We start from the raw sequence: 17690 nt of genomic DNA, 5'->3' as shown, positions 1-17690 counted from the left end.
CCCGCCCAGTACCCACCGGGTACCCCCCGATGAGAACGGATGAGACCGTCATGACGGGATCGACCGGCGCGCGGCTCGCCGTCGCGGTGTGGGCCCTGACCAGGGTCGCGCTGCTGCTCTGCGTCACCAAGGTGATCACGCTGCCCGGACCGGACGTGACCAGCGATGTCTCGGTGATCTACCACGGCTGGTCCGAGGTCCTGAAGACCGGTACGTATCCGCGGTCCGACGTCACCTGGCAGTACCCGCCGCTGGCCGCCCTCGCCGTCCTCTCCCCCGCGCTGCTGCCGTTCCTGGACTACGCCTCGGCCTTCTTCGTCCTCGCGTTCGTCTGCGACCTGCTGGTGCTGGGGCTGCTGCTGTACGCGGGCCGGGGGGACGGCCGGTGGCCGGCCGGCGCCTGGGTGTGGGTGGCGGGGGTGCCGCTGCTCGGCACGACCGCGTACGCCCGTTACGACGTGATGGTCACGGCGGTCGCGGTGGCGGCGCTGCTGGCCGGGCTGCGGCATCCGCGGGTGCTGGGGGCGCTGGCCGCCGTCGGCGCGCTGCTGAAGGTGTGGCCGGCGCTGATCCTGGCCGGTACGGCGCGCGGCCGGGCGACGCGGTGGGCGTGGACGGCCGCGGCGGCGACGGCGGCCGGGCTGCTGGTGGTGTGCACCGTGGCGATGCCCGGTGCGCTGGACTTCCTCGGCTCCCAGCGCGACCGGGGCACCGAGGTCGAGTCGCTGGGGGCGCTGGTCTTCCATGTGGCGCGGCAGTTCGGCTGGCAGGGCCGGGTGGAGTTCCACTACGGCTCGATGGAGTTCATGGGTCCGCACGTGCCGCTGGTGAGCACGCTCGCCGTCGGTCTGTCGGTCCTGGCGTTCGGCTGGCTGCTGCTGTGGCGGCTGCGGGCCCGCGAGTTCGGGGTGAGCACCCCGGCGGACGCGGCGTTCGCGGCGGTGCTGCTGTTCACGACGACGAGCCGGGTGATCAGCCCCCAGTACATGCTGTGGCTGGTCGGCCTGGCGGCGGTCTGCCTGGTGTTCCGCGACAGCCGGATGGTGCTGCCGGCCGGTCTGGTGCTGGTGGCGACGGGCGTCACCCAGTGGGAGTTCCCGCTCGGGTTCGTGCACGTGGTGACCAGCGACGCGACGGGTGTGACGCTGATGTTCCTGCGCAACGGCCTGCTGGTGGCGGCGACGCTGATCGCCTGCCGCCGGCTGTGGCGGCAGACGGTCACCGGGGCGGCGCGCGAGGGCGGCCCGGCCGCCCGGTCCGGTCTCGACCGGGCGACGGAGCCGGTCGCCTCCTGAGTGGCGCGTCTGCTCAGCCGAGCGTGGTGCGCAGGTGGTCGCGCCAGAGCGCGGTGAAGTCCTCGGGAGTCGTGCCGAGCACCTCGTGCATGGCCTGCTCCACCGCTCCGTCCCGTCCCCGGTGCCCTCCGACGGCCCGGTAGAAGGCGAACAGCTTCTCCTCGCCCCAGTGGTCGGCGATCAGCTCGCAGGCCGCCCAGCCGCCCTCGTACGCCCTCGCCAGGCGCGCCGGGTCGCCCGCGAAGCCGAAGTCCTCGTCGGTGGGGAGCCCGGCCGGCAGCTCGCCGCGTGCGACTGCGTCCGCGAGTCCGGGCGCGATCTGTGCGGCGGTGCGGTCCTCGGGGCGGTAGGCCGCCCAGTCCGCGAAGCCCTCGGAGAGCCAGGTCGGGGTCGCGGCGGAGGTGCGGGCGCGGGTGGCGACGTGGGTGGTCTCGTGGGTGAGCACGATCCGCTGCCCGAAGGTGCCGAGCGTGCCGTACGCCTGCGGGTTGACGATCACCCGGTCCGCCGGGGCCCGGCCCGTGCCGCCGGTCCGTCCGGTGGTGACGGCGGCGATCCCCCGGTAGTCCGCGGCCGTCGACCCCAGCAGCCCCGCCATGTCCCGCACCGTCCGCGGCACGAGCACCACCACGCGGCCCGCCCAGCGTTCCGGCCAGGCGGCGGAGACGGCGGGCACCGCGCCGTCCGCGGTCCGGGCGATCCGGTTCAGCTCCCGGTCCGTGCGGCCGACGCCGAGCACCAGGCTGTGTTTCCCGCGCACCACCCGGACGTCGCCCTGCTGCCAGAGCTGGACACCGTCCCCGACCGCCCGGTCGCCCACGACGTACCAGCGGCCGGCCGCCCGGTCCCGCTTCAGGTCCAGCACCCGGTCCGCGGTGACCGGCGCCGCGTCGTAGTCCTTGATCCGGTAGCGCAGCTCGACGTCGGCGGTGGCCCGGTCGGTGCCCTCGGCGGTCACGTCGCGCAGCCGGTACGTCCAGGAGGCGAGCGGTACGTCGGCGAGGTTGCCGAGCTCCCGGCGCTGGGCCGCGCGCAGCGCGGTGGCCCCGGGATCCGTGGTGGCGAGGTAGGCGTCCGTGTCGTGGTCCAGCACGGCGGCGGCCCGGCGCTCCAGCGTGGCGCGGACGGCCCGGGTGGTGGATCCGGGGGCGGCGCCGTCGTCGGGGGCCGCGCAGCCGGAGACGAGCAGCAGTCCCGCGAGCAGTGCTCCCGCCGCCCGTCGCCCGCCGTTCCGTCCCCGCCGCTGCATCACCCGATCGAGGGTACGGTCAGACGCGGGTCACCGACGAGACGGGCATCATGCCGACGGGGTCGTAGCGCACCGGAGCGCCGGGGTACGGGGCGTGGATCACCTGTCCGTTGCCGACGTACATCGCCACATGGCTCGCGTCCGCCCGGTAGACGACCAGGTCGCCGGGGCGGGCCGCGGAGAGCGGCACCATGTGTCCGGCGTACCGCTGGGCCTGCGAGGTGCGGGGCAGGCTGACCCCGGCCTGGGCGTACGCCCACTGCATCAGCCCGGAGCAGTCGAATCCGGCCGGTCCGTTGGCCCCCCAGATGTACGGGCGGCCGAGCGCCTGCCGGACCGCCATGACGGCGGCCGCCGCCCGCGCGGAGCCGGCCGGCACGTCGGCCGTCGCCGGGTAGCCGGCGTCCCGGCCGGAGCGTGAGGCCCGCTCGAACTCCGCCCGGTCGGCGCCGGGCAGGGCGTGCAGCAGCTTCCTGGCCTCGGTGAGCTTGCGCTCGACGGTCCGTTTGTGGCGGGTGGCGTCCGCCCGGCTGCGCTCCAGCTCGGCCAGTGCGCGGGCCGCCTCCGCCCGGGTCTGCGTCAGCCCTCGCTGGACCTGCTGGAGTTCCCGCAGCTCGGCGGCCTGAAGGCCGGTCAGGCGCTCCAGCGCGGCGGCCCGGTCGAGATAGCTGTCCGGGTCGGAGGAGAGCAGCAGGGCGAGCGAGGGGTCGATGCCGCCGGAGCGGTACTGCGCGCTCGCCGCCGAACCGAGCACCGTACGCATCCGGTTGACCTGTTCCTGGCCGCGGGCCGCCCGGTCCTGGGCCCGGTCGACCTCGCCGCGCAGCCGGCCGATGTTCTCACCGGCCTCGTTGTACTGCTCGGTGGCCCGCTCCGCCTCGGTGTACAGCCGGTCGATGCGGGCCTTGGCGGTCCTGGGCGCGTCCTGCGGGTCGGCGTTCGCGGTGGCCGCGCCGAGGGTGGCGGCCGCGGTCGCCGCCGCGGCGGACAGAACGGTGGCCCGGACGCTCAGATTGAGGCCGGACTGTGTGGAACGGCGATGGGACACCACAGGACGCCGCACTCCCTTCCGCTGTACGCAGACGCGCGCAGCCCCTGCCGCCCGGGGCGGGCGGACCGACGACCGGGAGCTGCACAGCAGGCAGACAGTAGTCGGGCGATCACGGAGCGACGAACGGCCACGCCGGACGAAGGGGCGGCGGAAACGACGGCGCCCCGCCGGTGACCTGTGGTCTCCGGCGGGGCGGACGGTCTGTACGGGCGCGGGAATTCGCCCGTTCGGGCGTCGTCAGCCGACGCGCACACCGAACTGGAAGCTGCCGATGGTGTCCATCGACTCGAAGCGGACGAACGTGCCCGGGTACGGGGCGTGCAAGAGGGTGTTGTTGCCCGCGTAGAGCCCCACGTGCGAGGTGTTGTTGAAGAAGACCAGGTCGCCCGGCTTCAGCGCGCTGCGCCCGATGCGGACACCGTCGTTGATCTGGGTGTAAGTGACCCGGGAGATCTGGACGTTGGCCTGGCCGTAGGCCCACTGGGTCAGCCCGGAGCAGTCGAAGGAGCCGGGGCCGGTGCCGCCGCGGCCGTACGGCTTGCCCACCTGGGTCTTGGCGGCGTTCAGGGCGGCGGCGCCCCGGGCGGAGGCGGGGGCCTCGTTGCCCAGCTCGACCCGGTCGCCCGCGGAGCGGCTGGCGCGCTGCTGGTCCTCGCGCATCTTCGTGCGCTCGGCGGCGGTCATCGAGTTGAGCAGGCGCTGCGCCTTGCCCAGCTTGGTCTGGAGTTCCTTCTTCTTCTCGCCGAGCGTCTTGCGTACGTCCGCGAGGTCACCGAGCTTGTCCTGGGCCTCCTTGCGCTGCTGCGCGAGGACCCGCTGCTTCTCCTGGATCTTCCCCAGGGTCTCGGTCTGCTTGGCCGTCAGCTGGTCGAGGGCCGATGCCTCGTCGAGGAAGGTGTCCGGGTTGGACGAGAGGAAGAGCTGCACCGACGGGTCGATTCCACCGGAGCGGTACTGAGCGGCGGCGAGCGAACCGAGGCCGTTGCGGAGCGTGTTGATCTCCTGCTGACCGCGGGCCACCTTGTCCTGCAGCGCGCTGACTTCCTTCTGCAGCTTCTCCTGCTTCTCCTTGGCGCCGTAGTACCGCTCGTTGGCCTCGCCGGCCTCGTGACTGAGCTTCTCGACCTCGGTCTTGACCTCGCCCTTGGAGGGCTTCGGGTCGGCGTGGGCCGCCTGGGAGGTCAGGGCGACGGCTGCGGCGGCGGTTGCGGTGAGCACGGTCACACGAGCGCGGCTCGGCTGCTTGGGACGACGGTGGGACGCCACGGAGGCGAGCTCCTTCTTCCTCGAGCCGCCTACCGGGCTGTGGGGGACGCGAATCCCCGGCTCCGTGCATGTCACGGACTCGGCGGTGCCTTCACCGTCACCCCGGATGGGTGATCAACCGTGCGAAGGTTCGAGGCCTGACCCTAGTGACCATCTTGTGATCAGTTCAAATCCTCACCGGAAAAATCTCGTCACGGACCGCACTTCTTTACCCACGACGCACGGGGTGTAGCGGTGACCTGACGGTCCGTTCCCCGATTTCCACCGAGAACCGGCAAGTGCCGCTAGACGCGCGAAAGACGCTTCAGGAGCAAGACGGACGCAACGGGCCTGGCGCCCGCCTTCGCCACTCCGTCGGCGACTTCACGGTCGGTGGAGACCACCACGACCGGCCTGCCCGGAGGTTCGGCGCGCGCCAGCTGACGGATGAGCTCGTCGGCGGTCACCCCGGGCTTGCTGAACAGCACCCGGACCCCGCGCGGCGGCGCCAGCAGCACCGGGGCCGCCAGCTCGGCCCCGTCGAAGACACAGGTCACCTCCGCGCCGGTCTGCGCGGCGAGCATCGAGAGCCCGCCCAGCAGCCGCAACCGCTGCTTCTCCAGCGGCAGCTGCGGATAGCCGGTCTTGGTGACGTTGTAGCCGTCGATGATCAGATGCGCCTGCGGCAGCGCGAGCAGCTGGTCGAGCAGGGCCGGGTCGGTCTCCGAAAGGGCCCTGGCGGCAATGTCCTTGGGCGACATCCGGCCCGGCTCGACCGCGTCGACGCTGTCCGCCGGGCGCATCGAGGAGGGCGGCAGGGCCAGTTCGCGGCGGAGCCCGCTCGCCGCGTCGAGCACCGTGTCCAGAAGCAGCCGCAGCCGCATGTCCTCGACCGAGCGGCCCTCCCTGGCGGCCCGGCGGCCCGCCTCCACGGACGCCTCGGCCTCGCCGAGCCGCGCCTTGAGCCGACGGCTCTCGCTCTCGGCCGCGGAGACCTGGGCGGCCGCCTCGGACCGTACGGTGTCGGTCTCGGCGCGGCTGCGGCGCAGCGCGGCCTCGCCGCGCTTGACCTCGTTGACGGCGCTGCGCAGCTTGCGCTGGAGGGACTCCGCCTCCTTGCGGGCCGCGTCCAGCTCGACGCGCAGCCGCTCCGTCTCGGCCTTCGTCTGGGAGCGGGCCCGGACCAGCTCCTCGCGCAGCCGCTCCAGCTCGCGGCGGCTCTCCTCGTCGGCGCGCTCGGCGTCCGCGCGCTGGACCTCCTCGCCGGCGGCGGCGACCAGCTTGACCCAGCCCGCCGGGCGCAGCACATAGGCCGCGGCGGCCACGTCGACGGGGTCGGCGGCGGCCGGCGGCGCCCCGGCCTCCAGGGCACCGGCCAGCTCCGGCTGGCCCTCCTTGAGCCGCTCGCCGATGCGCTGCCGGAACAGCGAGTCGCTCTCCAGGGCGGCAGCCATCGCGTTCCCGGCGAACTTGGCCCGCCGGGTCGGGGTGAAGCGGGCGTACTGCCGCAGCTGGGCCGGGAGTTCGGTGACCGTCAGGCCGCCGAACGCGTCCGAGACCAGCGCGACGACCCGCCGCCGTACGCCTTCGGGCAGCGGGCGGTCGAGCGCCTCGACGGCGTCGTCGGCCGCCCCGGCCGACTCGGCGCCGCTAGCGGGCTGCTCCACCATCCGTCACCCCAAATGTCTGTGGGCGCGGCTCCGTCAGGAGTCGGCACCCGGCCTGTCCACCAGTTCGATCTGGTCCACCGCGTTGCACCAACGGCAGCGCACCGACTCGATGGTCTCACTGACCACCTCACGTTCCTCGACGCTGGACTCACCGGCCAGGTCGAGATGGACGTATTCGACGACCTTCGAGGAGCGGGTCACGTCGAAGCGCGTGAGATTTCCGCAGAGCGTGCAGCGCCAGCGAGTCCCGTCGGTCGGCTGGGGAACCGTCGTCATCGTTGCGTCCTCTTTCGTCGAGCCTCGTGCTGCCTTGCTTCAAGGATCTCGCGGTGCGCCGTCGAACTGCGGATGTCCTGCTGTAACCCTACGGCCTCGTCGTGTCCCCCCGACACGGCGAGGCGGTCTGTCCCGTTCCCTCCGCTTGCGTCATGCTCTGTTCATGATCGATCGGCGAGCTGTGACCGGCAGGCTGACCGGCGGGCTGCTACGGACGGTCACCTCCGGCGGCCCACTGGTGACCCATGCCCTGATCGCGGTCTGCTCCCTGGTCTTCGTGATCAGCCCGCTGTCCGGCTTCAATCCGGTCCCCGGCACCGCCGACGCCCTGCTCGCCGCCCAGGCCGGGTACTTCGAACGCTGGGGCGTGATCCCCAGCGAGCTGTGGGGCGGCTCCGCGCACGCCCTGCTCACCCCGCTCACCGCCCTGTTCGTGCACGGCAGCTGGCTGCATCTGCTCGGCAACGTGCTCTTCCTGTACGTGTTCGGGGCGATGACCGAGGAGCGCATGGGCCGGGTCGGGTTCACCTTCTTCTACGTGATCTCCGGCTACCTCGCGCTGGTGGCCTACGCGGCCGCGCACGCCACGTCCGACCAGACGCTGGTGGGGGCCTCGGGGGCGATCTCGGCGGTGCTCGGGGCGTTCCTGTATCTGTTCCCCAGGGCCCGGGTCACCAGCCTGTTCCCGTTCCTCTTCTTCCTGCCGCTGCGCTTCCCCGCCTGGATCGTGCTGGTCTTCTGGTTCGCCCTCCAGTGGCTGGCCGTCCAGGGCGCGGGCAGCGGGGGGCCGGGCGTGGCCTATCTGGCCCATGTGGTGGGCTTCGCCCTCGGCTTTCTCTACGCCTGGGGGCGTTACCGGCGTACGGATAGAGTGAAGGGACCAGCCACGGCCACCGAGGGAGAAAGCCAGCCGTGATCACCGCGATCGTGCTCATCAAAACCAGCGTGGACCGGATTCCCGAGATCGCCGAGGCCATCGCCGCGCTGGACAGTGTCAGCGAGGTCTTCTCGGTCACCGGTACGTACGACCTGATCGCCATGGTCCGGGTGCCCAAGCACGACGATCTCGCCGATGTCATCCCCGGCCGGATCAGCAAGATCCCCGGCGTCGAGGCCACCGACACCCATGTGGCGTTCCGTACCTACTCCCAGCACGACCTGGAGGCCGCCTTCGCCATCGGCCTCGACGCGTAGGTACGCACCTCACCACCCCCGCAGCACTTCGGCGGGGGACGGGCCCACAAGGCCGCCCGTCCCCCGCCGAAGTGCTGTCCGCCGTCAGAGCTGTGCCGCACCCCGGTCCGGGACGCAGCGGCCGTCCTCGGTGCGGTACTTCCACTGGGCGCCCTTGCTGACCAGTTCCTTGACCGCGCGGACGAACCGCTCGATGTGCTCGTCCGGCGTACCGGCGCCGAAGCTCACCCGGATCGCGTTGAGCGAGCGCTCGCCCGGCTCGGCCTCCGGCGCACCGCACTCGCCGACCTCCTGCGGGTCGCTGCCCAGCAGGGTGCGGACCAGCGGGTGGGCGCAGAACAGTCCGTCGCGGACGCCGATGCCGTACTCGGCGGAGAGCGCGGCGGCGAAGTGCGAGCTGTTCCAGCCCTCCACCACGAACGAGATGACGCCGACCCGCGGGGCGTCGTCGCCGAACAGCGAGAGCACCTTGACCTCGGGGACCTCGGCCAGGCCGGCGCGGACCGCGGCGACGAGGCGCTGCTCCCGGGCCACCAGGTTGTCGAAGCCCGCCTCGGTGAGCGCCTTGCAGGCGGCCGCGATGGAGTACACGCCGATGACGTTGGGGGAACCGGCCTCGTGGCGGGCGGCGGTGGAGTGCCACTCGACGTCCACCCCGCCATCGGTGCGACGGGCGACCTTGCGCGAGGCGCCACCGCCCGCGAGGTAGGGCTCGGCCGCCTGGAGCCAGTCGGCCCGGCCGGCCAGTACGCCCGAGCCGAACGGTGCGTACAGCTTGTGGCCGGAGAAGGCGACCCAGTCCACGTCCAGCTCGGCGATGTCGACGGGGTGGTGCGGGGCGAGCTGGGCGGCGTCCAGCACGATCCGGGCGCCGTGCGCGTGCGCGGCGGCGGCCAGCTCCTTCACCGGCCACAGCTCGCCGGTGACGTTGGAGGCACCGGTGACGCAGACCAGCGCGGGGCCGTAGGGGTCGCGCTCCGCGAGCGCCCGCTCCAGCGTCTCGACGGCCTGGGCCGGGGTGCGCGGGGCGTTCAGGTAGGTCACCCGGGCGTCGCGCCACGGCAGCAGCGAGGCGTGGTGCTCGGTCTCGTAGACGAAGACCTGGCAGTCGGCCGGGACCACCGCGGCCAGCAGGTTCAGCGAGTCGGTGGTCGAGCGGGTGAAGATCACCTGGTCACCGGCGCGGCAGCCGAGGAACTCCGCGACGGTGGCGCGGCTGTTCTCGAAAAGGTCCGTGGAGAGCTGCGAGAGGTATCCGGCCCCGCGGTGGACGCTGCCGTAGTACGGGGCGTACGCGGCGACGTCGTCCCAGACCCGCTGGAGGGCGGGGGCGCTGGCGGCGTAGTCGAGCGCGGCGTAGCTGACCTCACCGCCCGTGACCAGCGGAACCGTCACATCCTTGCCCAGAACCGGCAGAGGGGCACAAAGCGACTGGTCGGCGGCAGCGGTGAAGACAGACATGGCGAACTCCCGTAAGAGGCAGGCGAATCGCATGCGCCGGCGGATACGCGGCAGCGCAGCGGAAAGAGATGAAGAGGGGTGTGCGGAGGAGGGCCGACGGCCCTATCGCATTCGCGTGCTCACAAGAGGCTCCCTAGGGACCAGGACCCCGGGGGTTGGCATTCACAGATGCCGAGGGGCCCGCGCTTGCCGCAGACCTCGCTGCCTACGGCCTGGTCTTCACCCGGGGCACCCCGCCACGGACGGAGGGTTGCCGGACAGCGGGCCGGGGCCGTAGTCGCTGTCACTCATGACCTGCCCAGCATCTTGCCATACGTACGAAGACGCGCAAGGCGCAGTCCAGGATCCGGACTGCGCCCTGCGCCACATCTGCGCCCGTCTCAGGCGTTGCTGGCCGCCACCCAGCGCTCCAGCGCCCGGGCCGCCGCACCGGAGTCGATGGACTCGGCGGCCTTCGCGATCCCGGCCGCGAGCTGCTCGTTCAGCGTGCCGTCCGTCGGGTCGAGAGCCGTCAGCGCCGCCGCCGAGTTGAGCAGCACGGCGTCCCGGGCGGGCCCCCGCTCGCCGGCCAGCACCCGCCGGGCCACATCGGCGTTGTACGAGGCGTCCGCGCCGCGCAGAGCCTCCACGGGCACCAGTTCCAGGCCGACGTCGCGCGGGTCGAACGCCTCCTCGCGCACCGCTCCGTCCCGGACCACCCAGACCCGCGAGGTCGCGGTCGTGGTCAGCTCGTCCAGGCCGTCGTCGCCCCGGAAGACCAGCGCCGAATTGCCGCGCTCGGCGAGGACACCGGCGACGATGGGCGCCATTCTCAGGTCGGCGACACCGACGGCCTGGGAGCGCACCTGGGCCGGGTTGGTGAGCGGTCCGAGGATGTTGAACGTGGTCGGCGTGCCGAGCTCCTTGCGGGCCCTGGCGACGTACCGCAGGGCGGGGTGGAACTTCACCGCGAAGCAGAAGGTGATGCCCGCCTCCTCGGCGACCTCGGCGACCCGCTGCGCGCTGAGGTCCAGGTTGACGCCCAGCTTCTCCAGCACGTCGGAGGAACCGCTCGCGGACGAGGAGGCGCGGTTGCCGTGCTTGACGACCTTGGCGCCGGTGCCGGCGATGACGACCGCCGACATGGTGGAGATGTTCACCGTCTTGGCGAGGTCTCCGCCGGTGCCGACGATGTCGACCGTACGGCCGGGTACGTGGATGGTGTTGGCGTGCTCGTACATCGCCCGCACCAGGCCGGTGACCTCGTCGATCGTCTCGCCCTTGGCGCGCAGGGCGACCGCGAATCCGGCGATCTGCACATCGCTCGCCTCACCGCGCATGATGCGGTCCATCGCCCACGCGGTGTCGTCGGCGGTGAGGTTCTCGCCGCGCAGCAGGGGGTTCAGCACGCCGGGCCAGGTACGGTCCGCCACGCTGTCGCCGCCGATCGGGGTCACAACGTTCATGGTCCGCTCCTGGGGTCCACAGCCGGTAAAGGGATAGCTCCACCCTATCCAGCCCCGGGGACGGCAAAGAGCCCCGTCCATCGAATGGACGGGGCTCCTGCTGTGGCGATCAGTTCAGGCGATCAGTGGTGACCGTGGCCGCTGGTGATCTCCTTGTACTCCTCGGCGGTGGGCTTGGCGATCTGGTTGTCCTCGCCGTAGTAGCCCTTGCTGAGCCGGGCCCGCAGCTTCTGCAGGGCCGACACCTTGCGCTCGACACCGTTCTCGTCGACCGTCGGGCCCAGCTCGACCGGCTTGTACTGCTCGTGCGCGGTGAGCGTGTGCAGCTGCTCGGGGCCGAGCGGCTCGTGGATCTCGACGAACTCACCGTGCGGCAGGCGCTTGATGATGCCGGACTCGCGTCCGTGCAGCACCTTCTCCTTGTCGCGGCGCTGGAGGCCGAGGCAGATCCGCCGGGTGGCGATGAACGCGAGGACCGGGCCGACGAAGATGAAGATCCGTACGAACCAGGAGATGGCGTTCAGCGACAGGTGGAAGTGCGTGGCCCACAGGTCGTTGCCACCGCCGATGAAGACGATGACGTACTCGGTGATCCAGGCGACACCGAAGGCCGTCCGGGTCGGGGCGTTGCGCGGGCGGTCCAGGATGTGGTGCTCGCGCTTGTCCCCGGTGACCCAGGACTCGATGAACGGGTAGACCGCGATGATCGCGAGCACCAGTCCGAAGGCCATCAGCGGGATGAACACACCCAGGACGAGCGTGTGACCCCAGAGGTTGATCTCCCAGCCGGGCATCACTCGGATCAGACCCTCGGCGAAGCCCATGTACCAGTCGGGCTGGGCGCCGGTGGACACCTGGTCCGGACGGTACGGACCGATGTTCCAGATCGGGTTGATCGTGGCGATCGCCGCGATGATGGCGATGATGCCGAAGACCAGGAAGAAGAAGCCTCCGGCCTTCGCCATGTACACCGGCAGCAGCGGCATGCCGACGACGTTCTTGTTCGTCCGGCCGGGGCCCGCGAACTGCGTGTGCTTGTGGTAGAAGACCAGGATCAGGTGCGCCACCAGCAGACCGAGCATGATGCCCGGCAGCAGCAGGATGTGGATCGAGTAGAACCGGGCGACGAAGTCGTGACCGGGGAACTCTCCGCCGAACAGGAACATCGAGATGTACGTGCCGACAATCGGCATCGACAGGATCGCGCCCTGGGTGAAGCGGACACCCGTACCGGACAGCAGGTCGTCCGGGAGCGAGTAGCCGGTGAAGCCGGTGAACATGCCCAGCACGAACAGCAGGAAGCCGAACAGCCAGTTGATCTCACGCGGCTTGCGGAACGCGCCCGTGAAGAAGACGCGCATCATGTGCACGAACATGCCGGCCAGGAAGATCAGCGCGGCCCAGTGGTGGATCTGGCGGACCAGCAGACCACCGCGGACGTCGAAGCTGATGTCCAGTGTCGAGGCGTAGGCCTGCGACATCTTGATGCCCTGCATCGGCTCGTACGAGCCGTGGTACACGACCTCGTTCATGCTCGGGTGGAAGAACAGCGTCAGATACACACCCGTGAGGATGATGATGATGAAGCTGTAGAGGGCGATCTCACCGAGCATGAAGGACCAGTGGTCCGGGAAGATCTTGCGCATGTTGGCCTTGGCCAGGGAGTAGATCCCGAGCCGGCCGTCCGCCCAGTCGGCCACCCGCTCACCGGCGGGCGCCTTGCGCTGTGTGTCGGTCGCAGTACTCATCCGCGCTCCCAGAATGCAGGACCGACGGGCTCTTCGAAGTCACCGAGCGCCTCGAGGTTGCCCTCGCTGTTCACGCCGATCCGCAGCTGCGGAAGGGCGTGACCGGCCGGACCGAAGATGACGCGGGCGCCGTCGGAGAGGTCGAAGGTGGACTGGTGGCACGGGCAGAGCACGTGGTGCGTCTGCTGCTCGTACAGGCTGATCGGGCAGCCGACGTGGGTGCAGATCTTGGAGAAGGCCACGATTCCCTCGTGGGCCCACTCGCGCTCGCGCTTGTCCTTGATGTTGTCCGGCTCGATGCGGATGATCATCAGCGCGGCCTTGGCGATCTGGTTCTGGAAGTCCTCCGCCTCCTCCGTCAGCCCCTCGGGCATGGCGAAGGTCAGCGAACCGACCGCGACGTCCTCGGGACGCAGCGGCTCCATCGTGTTCATGTTGATGAGCTGCTTGCCCTTGGCCCACAGGGTGTTGCGGAGCTTCTTCTCCGGCAGCGGACCGAGGTCGCGCAGCAGCACCACACCGGAGAGCGGCACCAGGGCCAGCGCGCCGAACATGGTGTTGCGGATCAGCTTGCGCCGCCCGAACCCGGACTCCTCGGCACCTGCCGCGAAGTCCGCCATGACCTTCGCCTTGACCTCGGGCTCGGCCTCGATGGCGTGCCGGTCGTCGGCGACCTCCACGTCGGACATCAGCGTGCGCGCCCAGTGGACGGCGCCGGCGCCGATCGCGAAGAGTGCCACGCCCAGGGTCAGACCCAGGGAGAAGTTGAGCGCGCTCACATGACCGAAGGGCCAGATGTACACGATCTTGTCGACCGGGAAGATGACGTAGGAGGCAATGAAGCCGACCGTCGCCAGCATGGACAGCGTGAACATGAACGCGATGGCGCGCTCGGAGCGCTTCGCGGCACGTTCGTCGATGTCCTGGATACGCGGCTTGTGGGCCGGCAGCCCCGGGTCGGCGAACGGATCGTCGGCGACCTCTACCGCGCCGTGCGCGGTGCCCTGCTCAGCGGGCAGGTTCTCGTCTGGAATCTCTTGGCTACTCATGACTTCTTGGCCTTAGCGGTGTGGGCCGCGACCCAAATGGCAACTGCGATCAGTGCGCCGAGCCCGAAGATCCAGGCGAACAGACCCTCACTGACCGGCCCCAGGCCGCCCAGCTTCAGCCCGCCCGGGTTCTCCGCCTGGGCGCTGTTCACGGTCTGGATGTACGCGATGATGTCCCGCTTCTGCTGCGCGGGCATCGTCGTGTCCGGGAAGGACGGCATGCTCTGCGGGCCGGTCTGCATGGCCTCGTAGACATGCTTCGGGTCCACGCCCTCAAGGCTGGGCGCGTACTTGCCGTTCGTCAGCGCGCCGCCCTCACCGGTGAAGTTGTGGCACTGCGCGCAGTTGGTACGGAACAGGTCGCCACCCTTGGCGATGTCCGCACCCTGAGGGTTGACGTCGTTCTTGGTCGGGACGATCGGGCCGGCGCCGAGCGACGCGACGTACGCCGCGAGCTGGTCGATCTGGGCCTGGTTGTAGATGACCTTCTTCTTCGGCACCTGGGCGCCGGGCTGCTGCGCCGGCATACGGCCCGTACCGACCTGGAAGTCAACGGCGGCGGAGCCCACGCCGACCAGGCTCGGCCCGTCGGTGGTGCCCTGACCGCCGGTTCCGTGGCAGCTGGCGCAACCGACGGAGTACAGCTTCTTGCCCTCATCGATGGCGAGGGACTGGGCGGTTTCGTCGGCCTGCGCCTTACTCGCGGGCGCAAACGCGGCGTACAGCCCCCCAGTGGCCGCCAGCGCGAGGAGTAGTACGACGACCGCCGCCAACGGATGGCGTCGTCGTGCGGAGAGCTTTTTCACGGATTACCCCGGTGTCAGGATCTTCTGCGTCGATGCTGGATGTGGTTCGGGTTCGAACCCGGTTACTTGATCATGTAGATCGTGGCGAAGAGGCCGATCCACACGACATCGACGAAGTGCCAGTAATAGGACACGACGATGGCGGCGGTCGCCTGTTCGTGGGTGAACCTCTTGGCTGCGTATGTCCTGCCCAGAACGAGCAGGAAGGCGATGAGACCGCCTGTCACGTGCAGACCGTGGAAGCCGGTGGTCAGGTAGAACACCGAGCCGTACGGGTCGGAGGACAGCGAGAGGCCGTCCTTCTTCACCAGCTCGGTGTACTCGAAGACCTGGCCTCCGATGAAGATCGCACCCATCACGAAAGTGATCACGAACCACGCACGGAGCTTCTTCACATCGCCCCGCTCCGCGGCGAAGACGCCGAGCTGGCAGGTGAGTGAGGAGAGCACCAGGATCGTGGTGTTCGTCGCCGAGAACGGGAAGTTCAGGGCCGAAGCCATTTCCTTCCAGTGCTCCGGTCCGGTCACCGATCGCAGGGTGAAGTACATCGCGAAGAGGGCCGCGAAGAACATCAGCTCGGAACTCAACCAGATGATGGTTCCGACGCTGGTGAGGTTCGGTCGATTGACCGACGGGTGCGCGTGCCCGGTTTCTACTGTCGTTGCTGTCGCCACGACCGACATTATGTCGGTCGCTTATCCCGCCCTCACCCCGGGGGGTGCCGTTCGGTGTGTCAGCCGGGTGTGTCCTCCCCGAACGGCCCATGGAACAGCGGTCCGAAGCGGTGCTGACAGGCCGTCGGGCGGAGTACGATCCGCGCATCGGTTCATGCCCGGAAAGCCCCGAAGACACAGATGTCACGGAGGAACAATGCAGCCGACCGCCACGGTCCTGGTCTACAGCGACGACGCCAACACCCGTGAGCAGGTGAGGCTGGCTGCCGGGCGCAGGCCCGCGGCTGACGTGCCACCGGTGGAATTCCTCGAATGCGCCACCATGCCCGCCGTGCTGGAGGCGCTGGACCGCGGCGGCATCGACGTCTGCGTGCTGGACGGCGAGACGGCGCCCGCGGGCGGCATGGGCGTCTGCCGGCAGATCAAGGACGAGATCTTCCGGTGCCCGCCGGTGCTGCTCCTGATCGGGCGCCCGCAGGACGCCTGGCTGGCCACCTGGAGCCGCGCGGACGCCGCGGTGACCCTGCCGGTCGAACCGGTCGAGTTCGCGGACGCCCTGGCCGCCCTGCTGCGCAGCAGGGCCTGCGTGGGCGCCTGAGGCCCGCCGCGGCCCCGTCCGCGGTCCCTCCGAAGGGCAGCGCACCTCCCCGGTCCGGTCAGACCTCGGGGCGCAGTCGCGCCGCCTGGATCGTCTCCGTACGGTCCGGGGCGGTGTTCTTCTGCAGGGCGCTGCCCTTCAGCCATTTGGCCCAGGACAGGTTCCAGTCCCCGAAGCCGTTGTCGAACGGCGTCATCGTCTCGCCCTCGCTGCCCACCACCGTGACGATGTCGCCCGGGCGCACGGTGTTGTAGAACCACTCGGCCTGGCTGGTGCTCATGCCCGTGCAGCCGTGGCTGACGTTCGCGTACCCCTGTGAGCCGGTGGACCAGGGGGCCGCGTGCACGTACTCGCCGCTCCAGGTGACCCGCGTCGCGTAGTAGACCTGCAGGTCGTACGAGTCGGAGGAGCCCTCCGCGATGCCGATCGTCTCCCCGCGCATACGTACGCGGTATTCCTTGCCCAGCACGACCTTGACGCCGTTTCGGGTGGAGAAGCCCGGCTTGCCGGTGGTGACCGGAATGGTATTGATCACTTTCCCGTCGCGCTTGACCGTCATCGAGTGCGCCGCGGCGTTCGTGACGGCCTCGATGCGGTCGCCCGTGGTGAGCCGCAGCGGCTTGGTGGGGGCTCCGTAGAGGGCGTCGGTGACCTTGACGCCGGCCAGGCCGCTGGTGACGTCGATGGTCGCCCTGGCGGGCCAGTAGTCCTTGGGGCGGTAGTGCAGGGTCTTGTCGTCGACCCAGTACCAGGAGCCGGTCACGGCGGGTGTCGAGCGGACCCGCAGGGCGCGCTCGACGTTGGCCCTGGAGGCCTTGTCCTTGACCGGAGCGCTGAGTTCCGCCGTGATGGGCTGTCCGACGCCGTAGGTGCCCGCCTGAGGGCCGAAGGCGACCTTCAGGAACTTCTTGGCGGAGGTGGTCCCGAACGCGAGCGTACGGCTGCCGGGAGCGCCGTCGTCGTCCTCCACACCGACCCTGACGGTGTACCGGGTGCCGGCGGCTAGCGGGAGCGTGGAGTGCCACCGCTTCCCGTCCGCGTCGAGTTCACCCGCGAGGTGGCGGCCGGCCGTGTCGACGGCCGACACGTCCGTGATCCGGCCGTCGTCGCCGTTGACGGTGACCTCCAGCGGTTTGCCGGGGTCGACCTTCTCGTCGCCGTCCGACGCGTTGGCGGAGATATCGTCCGCCGCGTCGTACGGCTTCTCCGCGAGCGGGTGGCCACCGGACCCGCCACAGGCGGTCACACCTGCGACCAGGGACACGACCAGCAGAGTGCAGCTCACTACGGGGCGGATGCGCGGCGTGTGGTTCATGGACCCACGCTATGGAGATTCATCCGTATCAGCGCGCGGTGTGACTGCGAACGGGGGACCCGCACTCCTCTCGGTGGAGAAGTGCGGGCCCCCCGTCAGGTGGAGCGGTGGCGCTGTGTCACTGGGTGCGGTTCTCACCGCGGTAGTACTCGAAGACCCAGCCGAACAGACCGATCAGGATGACCGGGGCCGAGAAGTAGAGCAGCCACCAGCCGAAGATGACTCCCATGAAGGCGAGGGCACCGCCGACCGCCAGCGAGAGCGGCTGCCAGCTGTGCGGGGAGAAGAACCCCACCTCGCCGGCCTCGTCCGCGACATCGGCTTCCTTGTTGTCCTGCGCCATGGCGTCGACCCGCCGGGCCGTGAAGGCCAGGTAGAAGCCGATCATGACGCTCAGCCCGAAGGCCAGGACGAGCGCGGTGGTTCCGGCCGGCTCCTTCGACCACACGCCGTACGTGACGGCCATGGCGAGGATGAAGACGCTCAGCCAGATGAACATCTTGCCCTGGATCTTCACTTGCCGGCCTCCTTGCCACCAGCGAGGGCCTTGTCATCCTCGGAGTGGTGCTCCAGCTGCTCGAGCGCCGAGATCTCCGGGTGATGCAGGTCGAACG

Annotated in this window: 17 protein-coding genes and 1 riboswitch; of the genes, 4 read left to right on the top strand and 13 right to left on the bottom strand. The window is 70.2% G+C overall.

Annotated features, from left to right (window positions below; genetic code table 11):
- Nucleotides 1-50 precede the first annotated feature (50 nt).
- Entirely contained in the window at nucleotides 51-1295 is a 1245-nt protein-coding gene (locus tag EES42_RS12110) for a glycosyltransferase family 87 protein (RefSeq protein ID WP_124718128.1), read from the top strand.
- Nucleotides 1296-1308: 13 nt separating this feature from the next.
- Here EES42_RS12110 and EES42_RS12105 read toward each other — a convergent pair whose 3' ends face one another.
- From EES42_RS12105 to EES42_RS12085, 5 genes are all read right to left on the bottom strand, one after another.
- A complete protein-coding gene (locus tag EES42_RS12105; protein WP_124718521.1) occupies nucleotides 1309-2544 on the bottom strand; it encodes a hypothetical protein in 1236 nt (411 codons plus the stop codon).
- Nucleotides 2545-2563: 19 nt separating this feature from the next.
- Entirely contained in the window at nucleotides 2564-3595 is a 1032-nt protein-coding gene (locus tag EES42_RS12100) for a C40 family peptidase (RefSeq protein ID WP_124718127.1), read from the bottom strand.
- A 237-nt stretch (nucleotides 3596-3832) separates the two neighbouring features.
- Nucleotides 3833-4861 carry a C40 family peptidase gene (locus EES42_RS12095; RefSeq protein ID WP_124718126.1) on the bottom strand — a complete coding sequence of 343 codons (1029 nt, stop codon included), beginning with the start codon at nucleotides 4859-4861 and terminating at the stop codon, nucleotides 3833-3835.
- Nucleotides 4862-5145: 284 nt separating this feature from the next.
- Nucleotides 5146-6507, bottom strand: a complete 1362-nt coding sequence (locus EES42_RS12090; RefSeq protein ID WP_124718125.1) for an NYN domain-containing protein — start codon at nucleotides 6505-6507, stop codon at nucleotides 5146-5148.
- Between the two features lie 36 nt (nucleotides 6508-6543).
- Nucleotides 6544-6786 (bottom strand): hypothetical protein, encoded by a 243-nt coding sequence (locus EES42_RS12085; RefSeq protein WP_014156692.1) that lies wholly within the window; start codon nucleotides 6784-6786, stop codon nucleotides 6544-6546.
- Nucleotides 6787-6949: 163 nt separating this feature from the next.
- On the opposite strand from EES42_RS12085, the gene EES42_RS12080 reads away from it, so the two are divergent.
- Complete coding sequence (locus tag EES42_RS12080) at nucleotides 6950-7702, top strand: rhomboid family intramembrane serine protease (RefSeq protein WP_124718124.1); 753 nt, start codon at nucleotides 6950-6952, stop codon at nucleotides 7700-7702.
- Nucleotides 7699-7980 carry an Lrp/AsnC family transcriptional regulator gene (locus tag EES42_RS12075; protein WP_124718123.1) on the top strand — a complete coding sequence of 94 codons (282 nt, stop codon included), beginning with the start codon at nucleotides 7699-7701 and terminating at the stop codon, nucleotides 7978-7980. Before EES42_RS12080 ends, EES42_RS12075 begins: the two co-directional genes overlap by 4 nt.
- Before the next feature lie 84 nt (nucleotides 7981-8064).
- Here the strand turns inward: EES42_RS12075 and EES42_RS12070 are convergent, their stop codons facing one another.
- The 6 genes from EES42_RS12070 to EES42_RS12045 all read right to left on the bottom strand — a co-directional run bounded on the left by EES42_RS12070 (nucleotide 8065) and on the right by EES42_RS12045 (nucleotide 15172).
- Entirely contained in the window at nucleotides 8065-9441 is a 1377-nt protein-coding gene (locus EES42_RS12070) for an aminotransferase class V-fold PLP-dependent enzyme (RefSeq protein WP_124718122.1), read from the bottom strand.
- A 177-nt stretch (nucleotides 9442-9618) separates the two neighbouring features.
- A riboswitch (SAM riboswitch) is annotated at nucleotides 9619-9736 on the bottom strand.
- Nucleotides 9737-9821: 85 nt separating this feature from the next.
- The gene (gene trpD / locus EES42_RS12065; RefSeq protein WP_124718121.1) at nucleotides 9822-10886 is read right to left on the bottom strand and encodes an anthranilate phosphoribosyltransferase; all 1065 of its coding nucleotides are present in this window, start codon (nucleotides 10884-10886) and stop codon (nucleotides 9822-9824) included.
- 122 nt (nucleotides 10887-11008) lie between these two features.
- Complete coding sequence (locus tag EES42_RS12060) at nucleotides 11009-12634, bottom strand: cytochrome bc1 complex cytochrome b subunit (protein ID WP_124718120.1); 1626 nt, start codon at nucleotides 12632-12634, stop codon at nucleotides 11009-11011.
- Nucleotides 12631-13683 carry a cytochrome bc1 complex Rieske iron-sulfur subunit gene (locus EES42_RS12055; protein ID WP_124718119.1) on the bottom strand — a complete coding sequence of 351 codons (1053 nt, stop codon included), beginning with the start codon at nucleotides 13681-13683 and terminating at the stop codon, nucleotides 12631-12633. The genes EES42_RS12060 and EES42_RS12055 overlap by 4 nt, the downstream gene beginning before the upstream one ends.
- Nucleotides 13680-14489 carry a cytochrome bc1 complex diheme cytochrome c subunit gene (locus EES42_RS12050; RefSeq protein WP_124718118.1) on the bottom strand — a complete coding sequence of 270 codons (810 nt, stop codon included), beginning with the start codon at nucleotides 14487-14489 and terminating at the stop codon, nucleotides 13680-13682. Before EES42_RS12050 ends, EES42_RS12055 begins: the two co-directional genes overlap by 4 nt.
- Nucleotides 14490-14551: 62 nt before the next feature.
- Complete coding sequence (locus tag EES42_RS12045) at nucleotides 14552-15172, bottom strand: aa3-type cytochrome oxidase subunit III (protein WP_124718117.1); 621 nt, start codon at nucleotides 15170-15172, stop codon at nucleotides 14552-14554.
- 187 nt (nucleotides 15173-15359) lie between these two features.
- Between EES42_RS12045 and EES42_RS12040 the strand changes: the two genes are divergently transcribed.
- Nucleotides 15360-15761, top strand: coding sequence for a DNA-binding transcriptional response regulator (locus tag EES42_RS12040; RefSeq protein ID WP_124718116.1), 402 nt, complete (start codon nucleotides 15360-15362; stop codon nucleotides 15759-15761).
- A 58-nt stretch (nucleotides 15762-15819) separates the two neighbouring features.
- On the opposite strand, the gene EES42_RS12035 is transcribed toward EES42_RS12040, so the two are convergent.
- Nucleotides 15820-17076 (bottom strand): L,D-transpeptidase, encoded by a 1257-nt coding sequence (locus EES42_RS12035; protein ID WP_124718115.1) that lies wholly within the window; start codon nucleotides 17074-17076, stop codon nucleotides 15820-15822.
- Nucleotides 17077-17194: 118 nt separating this feature from the next.
- Complete coding sequence (locus tag EES42_RS12025; RefSeq protein ID WP_124718114.1) at nucleotides 17195-17593, bottom strand: cytochrome c oxidase subunit 4; 399 nt, start codon at nucleotides 17591-17593, stop codon at nucleotides 17195-17197.
- Nucleotides 17594-17690: the final 97 nt, after the last annotated feature.

The organism is Streptomyces sp. ADI95-17 (assembly GCF_003846175.1).
In the GTDB taxonomy this organism is placed as follows: Bacteria; Actinomycetota; Actinomycetes; order Streptomycetales; family Streptomycetaceae; genus Streptomyces; species Streptomyces sanglieri.
This window is presented reverse-complemented; position numbering and strand designations above follow the sequence as displayed.

Bases quoted from the DNA above. Each gene is read 5' to 3' on its own strand.
- EES42_RS12110 (WP_124718128.1), top strand. From the start codon at position 51: ATGACGGGATCGACCGGCGCGCGGCTCGCCGTCGCGGTGTGGGCCCTG.
- EES42_RS12105 (WP_124718521.1), bottom strand. From the start codon at position 2,544: ATGCAGCGGCGGGGACGGAACGGCGGGCGACGGGCGGCGGGAGCACTG.
- EES42_RS12085 (WP_014156692.1), bottom strand. From the start codon at position 6,786: ATGACGACGGTTCCCCAGCCGACCGACGGGACTCGCTGGCGCTGCACG.
- EES42_RS12080 (WP_124718124.1), top strand. From the start codon at position 6,950: ATGATCGATCGGCGAGCTGTGACCGGCAGGCTGACCGGCGGGCTGCTA.
- EES42_RS12070 (WP_124718122.1), bottom strand. From the start codon at position 9,441: ATGTCTGTCTTCACCGCTGCCGCCGACCAGTCGCTTTGTGCCCCTCTG.
- trpD (WP_124718121.1), bottom strand. From the start codon at position 10,886: ATGAACGTTGTGACCCCGATCGGCGGCGACAGCGTGGCGGACCGTACC.
- EES42_RS12060 (WP_124718120.1), bottom strand. From the start codon at position 12,634: ATGAGTACTGCGACCGACACACAGCGCAAGGCGCCCGCCGGTGAGCGG.
- EES42_RS12055 (WP_124718119.1), bottom strand. From the start codon at position 13,683: ATGAGTAGCCAAGAGATTCCAGACGAGAACCTGCCCGCTGAGCAGGGC.
- EES42_RS12045 (WP_124718117.1), bottom strand. From the start codon at position 15,172: ATGTCGGTCGTGGCGACAGCAACGACAGTAGAAACCGGGCACGCGCAC.
- EES42_RS12040 (WP_124718116.1), top strand. From the start codon at position 15,360: ATGCAGCCGACCGCCACGGTCCTGGTCTACAGCGACGACGCCAACACC.
- EES42_RS12035 (WP_124718115.1), bottom strand. From the start codon at position 17,076: ATGAACCACACGCCGCGCATCCGCCCCGTAGTGAGCTGCACTCTGCTG.